Annotated in this window: 10 protein-coding genes and 1 pseudogene; 10 read left to right on the plus strand and 1 reads right to left on the minus strand. The window is 75.2% G+C overall.

The window, feature by feature from the left end; all coding sequences use genetic code 11:
• Positions 1 to 181 precede the first annotated feature (181 nt).
• From GEV43_RS20150 to GEV43_RS50580, 5 genes and pseudogenes are all read left to right on the plus strand, one after another.
• Positions 182 to 1,204: a hypothetical protein gene (locus GEV43_RS20150; protein ID WP_160822004.1), complete on the plus strand. Its 1,023-nt coding sequence runs from the start codon at positions 182 to 184 to the stop codon at positions 1,202 to 1,204.
• A 206-nt stretch (positions 1,205 to 1,410) separates the two neighbouring features.
• Entirely contained in the window at positions 1,411 to 1,674 is a 264-nt protein-coding gene (locus GEV43_RS20155; RefSeq protein ID WP_021594342.1) for a WhiB family transcriptional regulator, read from the plus strand.
• Positions 1,675 to 1,859: 185 nt separating this feature from the next.
• Positions 1,860 to 4,475, plus strand: a complete 2,616-nt coding sequence (locus GEV43_RS20160; protein WP_241682973.1) for a glycosyltransferase — start codon at positions 1,860 to 1,862, stop codon at positions 4,473 to 4,475.
• Positions 4,415 to 5,155, plus strand: coding sequence for a hypothetical protein (locus GEV43_RS50575; RefSeq protein ID WP_241682974.1), 741 nt, complete (start codon positions 4,415 to 4,417; stop codon positions 5,153 to 5,155). Before GEV43_RS20160 ends, GEV43_RS50575 begins: the two co-directional genes overlap by 61 nt.
• A 2-nt stretch (positions 5,156 to 5,157) precedes the next feature.
• A pseudogene (locus GEV43_RS50580) lies at positions 5,158 to 6,614 on the plus strand (DUF5719 family protein).
• A 43-nt stretch (positions 6,615 to 6,657) separates the two neighbouring features.
• Here the strand turns inward: GEV43_RS50580 and GEV43_RS20175 are convergent.
• Complete coding sequence (locus GEV43_RS20175) at positions 6,658 to 7,074, minus strand: metallopeptidase family protein (RefSeq protein WP_160824662.1); 417 nt, start codon at positions 7,072 to 7,074, stop codon at positions 6,658 to 6,660.
• A 209-nt stretch (positions 7,075 to 7,283) separates the two neighbouring features.
• Between GEV43_RS20175 and GEV43_RS20180 the strand changes: the two genes are divergently transcribed.
• The 5 genes from GEV43_RS20180 (at position 7,284) to GEV43_RS20200 (ending at position 11,491) form a co-directional block, all read left to right on the plus strand.
• Positions 7,284 to 7,664, plus strand: coding sequence for a DUF3499 domain-containing protein (locus GEV43_RS20180; RefSeq protein WP_309239735.1), 381 nt, complete (start codon positions 7,284 to 7,286; stop codon positions 7,662 to 7,664).
• 170 nt (positions 7,665 to 7,834) lie between these two features.
• Positions 7,835 to 9,187: a phosphomannomutase/phosphoglucomutase gene (locus tag GEV43_RS20185; RefSeq protein ID WP_160822007.1), complete on the plus strand. Its 1,353-nt coding sequence runs from the start codon at positions 7,835 to 7,837 to the stop codon at positions 9,185 to 9,187.
• The gene (locus GEV43_RS20190; RefSeq protein ID WP_160822008.1) at positions 9,184 to 9,366 is read left to right on the plus strand and encodes a Trm112 family protein; all 183 of its coding nucleotides are present in this window, start codon (positions 9,184 to 9,186) and stop codon (positions 9,364 to 9,366) included. The genes GEV43_RS20185 and GEV43_RS20190 overlap by 4 nt, the downstream gene beginning before the upstream one ends.
• Positions 9,363 to 10,520 carry an SIS domain-containing protein gene (locus GEV43_RS20195; RefSeq protein WP_160822009.1) on the plus strand — a complete coding sequence of 386 codons (1,158 nt, stop codon included), beginning with the start codon at positions 9,363 to 9,365 and terminating at the stop codon, positions 10,518 to 10,520. The genes GEV43_RS20190 and GEV43_RS20195 overlap by 4 nt, the downstream gene beginning before the upstream one ends.
• Positions 10,517 to 11,491: a cation diffusion facilitator family transporter gene (locus GEV43_RS20200; RefSeq protein ID WP_160822010.1), complete on the plus strand. Its 975-nt coding sequence runs from the start codon at positions 10,517 to 10,519 to the stop codon at positions 11,489 to 11,491. The genes GEV43_RS20195 and GEV43_RS20200 overlap by 4 nt, the downstream gene beginning before the upstream one ends.
• Positions 11,492 to 11,677 lie beyond the last annotated feature (186 nt).

The raw sequence follows: 11,677 nt of genomic DNA on the forward strand, positions 1-11,677 counted from the left end.
TAGGGCGCGCGCGAGGTCGCCTCTCACGCCGGGCCGGTCCCCGGGCGGTGCGGGCGCCGGTACGGGCCGGTACGGAAGAGGATCTTCGTCTGATCCACCGCCCCGGGGGCGGAGACGGAGAGGGGCCCGATGTGCAAAGCTTTGCGCAGGAATCCGATTGCCTTCGTCTGGAGATGTCGACGTGAACAAGGAAGCCGTCCAGCGCCTGCGCGAACCGGCCGCCTGGGTATTGCTCGCCTCTGCGGGACTGCAATTGTTCGCGGGCATCATCGTCCTGTTCGGCGGATCGGGAACGTTCAAGGGCCGCGCTTATGGCGAGACCACCGGCGGCTTCTTCACCCAGGTCGCCGTCGTCGCGCTGCTCGCGCTGGCCGTCCTGCTCGTGACCTCGGTCGGGACCCCGACCCCGCAGGCCCGCACGATCACGATGGGCGCGCTCGGCGTGCTCGCCGGGATCGCGCTGTTCGGCGTGGTCTGCTGGCTGAGCTCGATGCTGATCGACTCCGAGGTGGCGGGCGCGATCGAGAAGCTGGCCGTCTTCCTTTACGGGGCGGCGAAGCTCGCGGTCGTCGGCGTCGGCGCATGGTTCGCGTTCACCGTGTTCCAGGGAATGCAGCCGGCCCGTCCGCAGGGCCCCGGCCAGGTTCCGCCGGGATACCCCGACTTCGGCTACCAGCCCGGCCAGCAGGTGCAGCCCGGCCAGCCCGTTCAGCCGGGGCAGCCCCAGCCGGGCTACGGCCAGCAGCAGTACGGCCAGCAGCCGTACCAGGCGTACCAGCAGCAGCCCTATCAGCAGGGCGCCGAGGGCCAGCAGGCCGCCCAGCCGGGCTACGAGCAGCAGGCCCAGCAGCCGTACGGCCAGCAGCCGCAGCCCGGCTACGGGCAGCAGCAGTACGGCCAGCCCCAGGAGTACGGGCAGCAGGCGCAGCAGCCGGGCCAGCCCGCCCAGCAGCACCAGGACTACCAGCAGGCCCAGCAGCAGTACGGGCAGCAGCCCCAGGGCGGCTACCAGCAGCAACAGCCCGCCCAGGAAGAGGAGATGGGCGAGTGGACGCGCGCGTACGGCGGCAGCGGCAGCGGTGAGACCGGCGCGCAGCAGCAGGGCGGCCAGCCGGGCCAGCAGCAGGGCCAGCAGCCGGGAGAACACGGTCAGGACGAGGGTGGCGACTGGTACCGCGACAACCGTCCGCCGCCTCCGCAGTGATGCGCTGATACCGAAAAGGTGATCTCCGGCCCAAAGCCGATCGAGCCGATCGCCTTATAACCCCGTATGTCCCCCTGGAAACTCGTTCCGCTTGACGGGGCGGGCGCTACACGCGTGTAATTTCGTGGGTGTAGTTCTATGCCTTCTCGGGGATGGAGCTGAGGGAAGGCAATGACCAGGGGGCTCCACGGGCTAGGAGGTGCGCTGTGAGCGAGGTAGTGATCCCGCTGGCGCACGGCACAGACGGTGAAGAGTTGGGCTGGCAGGAGCGCGCGCTCTGCGCGCAGACGGACCCGGAGGCGTTTTTTCCGGAGAAGGGCGGCTCCACTCGCGAGGCCAAGAAGGTGTGCCGGGCATGCGAGGTACGGACGGAGTGCTTGGAGTACGCGCTGCAACACGATGAGCGGTTCGGCATTTGGGGGGGACTGTCGGAACGGGAGCGCCGGAAGCTGAAGCGCCAAGCCGTTTGAGCGGGGCGCCGCGGACCGTCCGCTAGGGCCCGTCCGCCAGGCCCCTCCGGGGGCCGTGCCACGGTCGTCCGCCCGATCCAGGGGGATCCCGGACGGGCCGTGGCGCCCGCGCGTACAGTTGTCAGCCGTGTCGGCCCCCGGGCCGGCACGGCTGCTGATTGTCGTCCCAGGGACCGAGCGGACTCTTGTCGCCCACTCTCGATCGCCACGTCGTCACGGCGGTCCTCGTCGCCCACGACGGCGCGCGCTGGCTGCCCGAGACGCTGAAGGCGCTGCTCACGCAGGCGCGCCCGGCGCAGCGCCTCGTCACGGTCGACAACGGGAGCCGCGACCGCGGCCCCGCCGTCCTCGCCGAGGTCGTGGGGGAGGGCAACGTCCTCACGCTGCCCCGCACCACCGGCTACGGCGAGGCCGTCGCCGAGGCGCTGCGGCACGCGGCGGCGGAGACCCCCGTCCCCGACGACGATCCGGGACGTCCCCGCACCGAGTGGGTGTGGCTGCTGCACGACGACTCCGCGCCCGCGCACGGCGCGCTCGCGGCGCTGCTGCGGGTCGCCGACTCCGACCCCGGCATCGGCGTCCTCGGCGCGAAGGCCCGCGACTGGGACGACCGGCGGGTGCTGCGCGAGCTCGGCGTCGCGATCGACGCGGCCGGGCGCCGCCACACCGGCCTGGACCGGCACGAGTTCGACCAGGGCCAGCACGACGGCGTCCGCGACGTCCTCGCGGTCGGCAGCGCCGGGATGCTCGTGCGCCGCGACGTGTGGGACCGGCTCGGCGGCTTCGACGTCGAGTACGGCCTGTTCCGCGACGACCTCGACTTCTGCTGGCGCGCGCACGCCGCCGGGCACCGCGTCGTCGCCGTCGGCGACGCGGTCGTGCACCACGCCGAGGCGGCCCGGCGCGGGCTGCGCGAGGTCGGCATGTCCGCCGAGCGCCCGCGCCGCCGCGACCGCCGCAACGCCCTGCGCGCCCTGCTGGCCAACGTCCCGTTCCCCGTGATGCTGCGCGCGCTCGTCCGCAACGTGTGGGTGACGCTGGTCCGGTCGCTGTACCTGCTGCTGGTCAAGCAGCCGGGCGCGGCGCGCGACGAGCTGGGCGCGCTCGGCGACGTGCTGCGCGACCCGGCACGGCTGCGCCGCGACCGCGCGGCGCGGGCCGACGGACGCAGGCGCGTCTACCGCAGCGTCCGCCGCCACATGCCCCGCTGGGTGGCGCTGCGCCGCGCGGTGGAGTCGGTGTCGGAGTACCTCGCCGCGCACGAGCGGGACCGTTCGGCGAACGCCGAGGACGAGCCGCCGCCGGACGAGCCCGGCCCGTTCCGCCGGCTGCTCGCCCGTCCCGGCGTTCTGCTCGTCCTCGCGCTGGTCGCCGTCGCGCTCGCCGCCGAACGGTCGCTGGTCACCGCGGGCGGCCTGCTCGGCGGCGGCGCGCTCGTCCCGGCGTGGGGCGGCGCGAGCGACCTGTGGGCGCAGTACCTGTCGGGCTGGCATCCGTCCGGGCTCGGCGGCGACGCGGGCAGCCCGCCGTACGTCGGCGTGCTCGCGCTCCTGTCGACCCTCGCGTTCGGCAAGCCGTGGCTGGTCGTGTCGGTCCTGCTGCTCGGCAGCGTCCCGCTCGCGGGACTCACCGCCTACCGCGCGTCCCGCGTCCTGGTCGTGGACCCGCCCCGTACGGGACGCCGCGCGCGGGCGAGCGGGCGCCGCATCCCGGTCTCGGTCGTACGGGCGTGGTTCGCGGCCTCCTACGCGCTGCTGCCCGCCGCCACCGGCGCCATCGCGGGCGGACGGCTCGGGACCGCCGTCGTGCTCGTCCTGCTGCCGCTCATCGCCGTCCAGGCCGCCCGGATGTACGGGCTGCCGCGCACCCCCGGCGCCCCCGTGCCCCGCAAGCGGGCGGCGCGCGCGGCGTGGGCCGTCGCGCTGCTGCTGACGGTCGCGATGGCGTTCGTTCCGCTGACCTGGCCGCTGGCGCTCGTCGCGGGCGTCCTGCCGTGGGTGCTGTTCGACGGGCCGCGCCGCCGGGGCCGCCGCAAGCTCGCCATCGCGCTCGGGGTGCCGCCGCTGCTCCTGCTGCCGTGGACGGCCGGGCTGCTGCTGCACCCGTCCCGCTTCCTGCTGGAGGCCGGGCTGCACCGCGCGGCCGAGCCCGCCGCCACCGCCCCCGGCCTGGTGGCGCTCGACCCGGGCGGCCCCGGCACCCCGGCGCGGTGGGCCCTGTACGGGCTGCTGCTCGCCGGGCTGTGCGCGCTGCCGCTGCGGGGCCGCCGCACGGCCGTGCTGTCCGGCTGGATGCTCGCGATCTTCGGGCTGCTCGTCGCGATCCTGGCGTCCGCGGCGACCGTCACCAAGGGCTCGGTCGCCGCGCCGGCGTGGCCGGGCGTCGCGCTGCTGTTCGCGGGCGCCGGGGTGCTGCTGGCCGCGACCGCCGCCGTCCAGCGCGCCGCCGACGTCCTCGCGGGCACCTACCTGCCGTACAGGGCGGCCGGCGCCGTGATCGTCGCCGCGGCGGTCTCCGCGCCGGTGCTGGCCGCCGGATGCTGGATCGTGAACGGGGCGGGCGGCCCGCTCGGGCGCGTCGATCCCGACGCCGTCCCGTCGTTCGTCCACGCGCCCGGGGGCCGCGCACGCTCGTCCTGCGGCACGGGCCCGGCGGGCGCGTCTCGTACAGCGTGCTGCGCGGCCTGCCGCCGAGCCTCGGCGAGGCCGAGACGCCCGCGGGCGGCGAGGGGCGGCGGCGCATGGACGGCCTGGTCGCCGGGCTCGCCGGGGGCCGCGCCGAGAACGACGGCCCCGCGCTGACCCGGATGGGCGTCCAGTACGTCCTGGTCCCGCGCCCGTCCGGCGATCCGCTGGCCGCCGTGCTCGACGCCGCGCCCGAGCTGACCCGCCTCAGCCGCACCCCGTCGTTCGGCGTGTGGCAGCTCCAGGCGCCGTCCGGGCGGCTCCTGCTGCTGGACGGCGCGAACGCCACGCCGCTGCCCGCCGGGCGGATCGGCGCCCGCGTCAGCATCCCGCCGGGCGCCGGGCCCCGCACGCTGCTGCTCGCCGAGCCCGCCGACGGCGGCTGGCGCGCGGCGCTGGACGGCTCCGACGTCAAGGCCCGCACGGTCGACGGCTGGGCGCAGGGCTACGTGATCCCGGCGAAGGGCGGCCGGTTCGAGCTGACCCGGAGCATGCGGACGCGGCACGGCTGGCTGATCGTCCAGGGCATCGCGGTCGTGCTCGTCGCCGTACTGGCCCTGCCGGGCTCGGCGCGGTTCGAGGGCGCCGGGCCCGCGGTCTCGCGGCGTGGCCGCCGGGCCCGCGGCGCCGCGAACGCCCTCCGGCGGCGTCCCCGCGTCCGCCACGAGCCGCCCGAAGGCGACGGGCGCGCCGCCGGGCCCGAGCGCGCCGCCGGGCCCGACGACCCGTTCCCGGCGGCCGCGACGCCCGGCGAGGGCGGCGGGGACGTGCCGGTGCCGTCTGAGGAGCGTTCCTGACCATGGACAAGGTCTTGCGGCTGTTCGGGCTGCGCTACGCGTCGGCGGCGCTCGTCCTGGTGGCGCTGGCGGCGCTGTACGGGGCGGCGTCCCTGTCGCGTCCCGGCGACCGCGCCGGAGCCGCCGCCGAGGGCGTACGGGCGCCGGTGCGGTCCGCGCTGTCGGTCTGCCCGGGACACGAGGACGGACGGCTCAGCGTCCAGTCCTCGCCCATCAGGGACGCCCGCGAGAAGGGCGGCCGGGCCGACGTGACCCCGGTCGGCGGCGCGTCCCCGGTCGGGTCGGTGACCGCGCTCGGGCAGGGCTGGTCCGAGGACCGGCCCGCGGCGGACGGCGCGTACGCGCTGCGGGCGGACGGCGCGTTCGCGGCGGGCCTCGCGGCCGAGCAGACCACCCACCGGCCGACGGGCGGCGACCGGGGCCTCGCCGCGATCCGCTGCTCCGCGCCGGGAACGGACCTGTGGTTCGTCGGGCCGGGCCCGGTCGCGGCCGAGAACCTCGACCTCTACCTCACCAACGTCGACTCCCAGCCCGCCTCCGTGGACGTCACGGCGCTGTCGGGGGAGGGCCCGCTCGACACCCCGGACGGGCGCGGCACCCCCGTCGAGCCGCGCACGACCAAGGTCGTCCACATCGGCGCGTCCCCCGAGGGGCTCGGCGACATCGTGAAGACCGCGCGGGACCTGGCGCTGCGCGTGCACACGACCAGCGGTCGCGTCGCCGCCTCGCTGCGCGTACGGACGGGCGAGAAGAAGGGATCGACTGGGTACCGGTGTCGCCCGTGCCCGCGACCTCGCTGGTCGTCCCTGGGGTGCCGGGCGGGTCGGGACCGCGGCGGCTGATGGTCGGCGTGCCCGGCCAGGACGACGCGCGCGTCCGGGTGCGGGTGGTCACGCCGAGCGGGTCGTTCGCCCCGCACGGGCAGGACGTGCTGGACGCCCCCGCCGGGACGGTCTCCACGATCGACCTGGAGAGCGCCCTGGCGGGCAAGTCGGCCGCCGTGCGGCTGACGTCGGACCGGCCGGTCGTCGCGGGCTTCGCGGCGGAACGGGGCGCCGACGTGGCCTACGGGACGGCGACCGCGCCGCTCGGGGAGGCCGTCCTCGCCGACGACCGGTTCGACCCGTGGATCTCGCTGACCGCGCCCGCCGGGGCCGCCGACGTCGCCGTCACCGCGATCGGCGGGCAGGGGCCGGGCACGCCGCAGCGGATCAGGGTGCCCGCCGGACGGACCGTGGAGACCCGCGTGCTCGCCCCGCGCGACGGGGAGAAGGGCTTCGGCGCCGTCGTCCGCACCGCTCCCGGGTCGGGCCCGGTGTACGGCGCGCGGACGCTCACCAAGGGCAAGGGCGACGAGCTGCTGATCACCGTGCTGCCGCTCGTCCCGGCGGAGTCGACCGCCTGGCTCCCCCGGCTGCCGACTCCCAGGGCGTCCTGGTCCCCTGACCACGTCCCCTGACCACGCGGCCCCTTCTGACCACGCGGCCCCTTCGGGGCGCCGGTCAGTCGTCGGGGGTGTCGTAGCTGGGGTCGACCGACTCGGGGGACAGGCCCAGCAGGTCGGCGACCTCCTCCACCAGCAGGTCGCGGACCAGGCGGCCCACCTCGCGGTCACCGGTCGCGCGGGCCTCCACGGGCCGCCGGTAGATCACGATGCGGACGGGCCCGCCGGACTCGCCGGGCAGGGTGAGGCCGAGCGGCACGGGGCCGCCGGTCCAGGGCTCGACGTCGGGAACCTCCTCGACCGCGAACTCGACCTGGGCCAGCTCGCGGCCCCAGCGCTGCCCGAGCCGGCGCACCTCGTCGTGGACGAGGTCGTCGAAACGTTCCGCGCGGGTGCGGGAGACCGGCGCCTGAGGGGGCGTCAGAGGGCCACGGAGGCCGCGACCGTGCCGATCGCGGCGCCGTACGCCTGCCACACGGGATCGCACGTCTCCCAGACTACCCCGCCCGCCGCGCCCGCCCGCTCCGGCCGCCGACTCCGGTTCTCCGCGCGCCGCTCCGGCGGGTGCCCAACGCGCCCGACGAGGTACGGAATGTAGTTGTTACCCCGGAAAAGCACCGGTAACGGCGACACGTGCACGCGGGTGGTGGCGGAGGCGGCGGGAGCGGGGTACGGTCGGCCATCGTGAGCCCCGTCCGCATCTGCTCCCGCACCGCCTGCAAGGCGCCCGCAGTCTTCACGCTCACGTACGTCTACCGCGACTCGACCGCGGTGTTGGGGCCCCTCGCCACGTACGCCGAGCCGCACTGCTACGACCTGTGCGCGGAGCACTCCGAGCGGCTCACCGCCCCCATGGGATGGGAACTGGTCCGCCTCCCCGTCGAGGAGGAGACCGAGCCGAGCGCCGACGACCTGGAGGCCCTCGCCGACGCCGTCCGCGAGGCCGCCAAGCCGGCGCCGGGCGGGGCGACCGAGCCGGTCGGGCAGGGCACCGAGGTCGGCCGCCGCGGGCACCTGCGGGTGCTCAGGTCCGAGCCCGCGGGAACGCAGCCGGGCCAGGAGTGACCCCGGGCAGGGGTTGCCGGCGGGGCCCGCTCCTGCCGGTAGGCTCAGTGGCTCGTATCCAACAGCGGCTCACATCGAACAGTGGCTCACGGCCGAGTGACGCCCTTGGGGCGTAAGCCCCGGCAGGCCGGGGCGCCACCCCCGGAAGCGACGACGTAGAGGGAGCGGGAGTGGGCGACCTCGCCAGGATCTTCAAGGCGTACGACATACGCGGCGTGGTGCCGGCGGAGCTGGACGCCGAGACCGCCGAGGCGGTCGGTGCGGCCTTCGTGCGGGTGACCGGGGCCGGCCAGGTGGTCACCGCCCACGACATGCGGCCCTCGTCGGTCCCGCTCGCCGAGGCGTTCGCCCGCGGCGCGACCGCGCAGGGCGCCGACGTGGTCGAGGCGGGGCTCGGCTCCACCGACCTGCTCTACTACGCCAGCGGGAGCCTCGGGCTGCCGGGCGTGATGTTCACCGCGAGCCACAACCCCGCCAGGTACAACGGGATGAAGCTCTGCCGCGCCGGCGCGCGGCCGATCGGCCGCGACACCGGCCTCACCGAGATCCGCGACCTGGTCGAGAAGGGCGTGCCCGCGTACGGCGGGACGCCCGGCACGGTCTCCCAGCGCGACCTGCTCAAGGGCTACGCCGAGCACCTCAAGGGCCTGGTCGACCTGTCCGGCATCCGCTCCCTCAAGGTCGTCGTGGACGCGGGCAACGGCATGGCCGGGCACACCGTCCCGCCGGTCTTCGGCGGCCTGCCGGTCGATCTCGTCCCGCTCTACTTCGAGCTGGACGGCACGTTCCCCAACCACGAGGCCAACCCGATCGAGCCCGCCAACCTGCGCGACCTCCAGGCGAGGGTGCGGGAGACGGGCGCCGACATCGGGCTGGCGTTCGACGGCGACGCCGACCGCTGCTTCGTCGTGGACGAGCGGGGCGAGATCGTCTCCCCGTCCACGATCACCGCGCTGGTCGCGGCGCGGGAGCTGGCCAAGCACCCGGGCGCGCCGATCGTGCACAACCTGATCACGTCCGCGGCCGTGCCGGAGATCATCGCCGAGCACGGCGGTGAGCCGGTCCGCACGCGGGTCGGGCACTCGTTCATCAAGCAGACGATGGCCGAGACGGGCGCGGTGTTCGGCGGCGAGCACTCGGCCCACTTCTACTTCCGCGACTTCTGGTTCGCCGACTCGGGGATGCTGGCGGCGCTGCACGTGCTGGCCGCGCTCGGCGAGCAGGACGCGCCGCTGTCGCGGGTGCTCGCCGCCTACAGCCGGTACGCGGCGTCCGGCGAGATCAACAGCGAGGTCGCCGACCAGGCCGCCGCGACCGCCGCGGTGCGCGCCGCGTTCGCGGGACGGCCGGGCGTGGCGTTCGACGAGCTCGACGGGCTGACCGTGACCGGCGGCGACGGCTGGTGGTTCAACCTGCGGCCGTCCAACACCGAGCCGCTGCTGCGGCTGAACGCCGAGGCCGCCGACGAGACCACCATGGGGGCCCTGCGCGACGAGGTCCTCGCGATCGTGAGGGAGAAGTGACCGTGAAGCTGGACGCGTGGCTGCTGGAGATCCTCGCCTGCCCCAACTGCGGCGGTGACCTGCGGCCCGACGAGGCGGCGGGCGAGCTGGTGTGCGCGGGGTCGTGCCGCTACGCCTACCCCGTCCGCGACGACATCCCGGTGCTGCTGGTGGACGAGGCGAGGGCTCCGACCCCGTGAGCGGAGGGCTCGACCGGGGACGGCTGGACGGCGCGGCGGCGATCGAGGCCGCCGATCCCGGCGGGATGCTGCGGCAGGTCGCCTCGTCGGCCGCGCAGATCCGCGAGGCCCGGCGGCTGGCCGCCGAGGCGGGCGTCGAACGGGTCGCGGAGGAGGGCCGCCCCCGCGCGATCGTGGTGACCGGCATGGGCGGCTCCGGGATCTCCGGCGACGTGCTGACGGCGGCGTGCGGCCTCGGCTGCCCCGTTCCCGTCGTCACCGTGCGCGGCTACCGGCTCCCCGGCTGGGTGGGCGCGGCCGACCTGGTGATGGCCGTCTCGTGCTCCGGCAGTACGGAGGAGACCCTCGCGGTCGCTGCGGAGGCGGCGCGGCGCGGGTGCCGCCTGCTGTTCGTCGGCGGCGACGACTCGCCGCTCTCCGACCTCGCCGCCCGCACGCGCGGGCTGTTCGTGCCGGTCCGCTCGGTCGGGCAGCCGCGCTCGACGCTGTGGGGCCTGTCGGTGCCGCTGCTGCTCGCGGCGCGGGCCCTCGGCCTCGCCGACGTGCCGGACGCCGTGCTGGAGTCCACCGCCGAACGGCTGGAGGACGTGGCGCACCGGTGCCGTCCGGCGAGCGAGCCGTTCGTCAACCCGGCCAAGCGCGTCGCGCTCGACATCGCGGGCGACGTGCCGCTGGTGTGGGGCTCGTCCACCCTCGCGGGCACGGCGGCCTACCGGTTCGTGTGCCAGCTCAACGAGAACGCCAAGTACCCGGGCGTCTACGGCGAGATGCCCGAGGCCAACCACAACCAGGTCGTGGCGTTCGACGGGTACTTCGCGGGCAAGGGGGCGGGCGGCGACCCGGCCGACCCGGGCGATCCCGACGACTTCTTCCGCGACCGGGCCGACGACCCCGAGCACGGCCTGCACCTGGTCGTCATGCGCGACACCGACGAGCATCCGCAGGTGCGCAAGCGCCGCGAGGTGTCGGTCGAGCTGGCCCGCGCGCGGGGCGTCGCGGTCACCGAGATCGTGGCCGAGGGCGAGCACCCGCTGGAGCGGATCGCGACTCTGATCGCCATGGCGGACTATGTCACGGTTTACTTGGCCATCACGATGGGCGCCGACCCCACGCCCGTGTCGGCCATTCAAGAACTCAAAGCGAGGATTGCATGAGTGCTGAGGGTGGGACTAAGGCGATCGTCGCCGCGTTGGCCGCCAACCTCGGGATCGCCGCGTCGAAGATGGTCGCGTTCGCGTTCACCGGTTCGTCGTCGATGCTGGCCGAGTCGATCCACTCCGTCGCAGACTCCGGCAACCAGGGGCTGCTGCTGCTCGGGCGCAAGCGCTCGGAGCGGGCCCGCACGCCCCGGCACCCGTTCGGGTACGGGCGCGAGCGGTTCTTCTACGCGTTCGTGGTCGCGGTGGTGCTGTTCACCGTCGGCGCCGCGTTCTCGCTGTACGAGGGCGTGCACAAGATCAGCGACCCGCACGAGGTGGAGAAGCCGGTCTGGGCGTTCGCGGTGCTGATCGTCGCGATCGCGCTGGAAAGCTTCTCGTTCCGTACGGCGATCAAGGAGTCCAACACGCTGCGCGGCGACGACTCGTGGGTGCGGTTCGTGCGGCGCGCCAAGGCGCCCGAGCTGCCGGTCGTCCTGCTGGAGGACCTCGGCGCGCTCGTCGGCCTCATCCTCGCGCTGATCGGCGTCTCGCTGGCCGTGGTCACCGGCGACGGCGTCTGGGACGGCGTCGGCACCGTCTGCATCGGCCTGCTGCTCGGGATCATCGCGGTGATCCTCGCGATCGAGACCAAGAGCCTGCTGATCGGCGAGGGCGCCGACCCCGAGCAGGAGGACCGGATCGTCGCGGCGCTGGAGTCGGTCGGCGAGGTCGACCACGTCATGCACATCCGCACCGAGTACATCGGGCCCGAGGAGATGCTGATCGCGGCGAAGATCGCCGTCTACCACGACGACACCGCCGCCGAGGTGGCGCGCGGCATCGACGCCGCCGAGGCCAAGATCCGCGCGCAGTTCCCCGAGGCGCGGCTGATCTACCTGGAGCCCGCGCTGGGCGAGTCCGACCGCCGGAACGCCCCCACCGCCGAGCCGAGCCCTGAGCCCGCCCCGGAGACCCCCGCCACCTGACGTTCCGGAGCCCTCCGCCCCCGAGACGACGAAACGCCCGCCGCGGTCATCCGCGTGCGGGCGCTTTCGTGTCTGCGCGTTCTCTTCTCGCGTCTGCGCGTTCTCGCGAGCGGGAAGCTCCCCTCACCGGCCGGCCGCTGTGCCGGCCGACCCCAGCCCAGGCAAGACCGGAACGCCTCCGAGGAG

The organism is Actinomadura sp. J1-007 (genome assembly GCF_009793335.1).
GTDB lineage: Bacteria > Actinomycetota > Actinomycetes > Streptosporangiales > Streptosporangiaceae > Spirillospora > Spirillospora yumaensis.

What these genes read in the sequence shown, in the direction of transcription:
- GEV43_RS20200 (WP_160822010.1), top strand. Translation starts at nt 10,517, where the DNA reads ATGAGTGCTGAGGGTGGGACTAAGGCGATCGTCGCCGCGTTGGCCGCC.
- GEV43_RS50575 (WP_241682974.1), top strand. Translation starts at nt 4,415, where the DNA reads ATGGACGGCCTGGTCGCCGGGCTCGCCGGGGGCCGCGCCGAGAACGAC.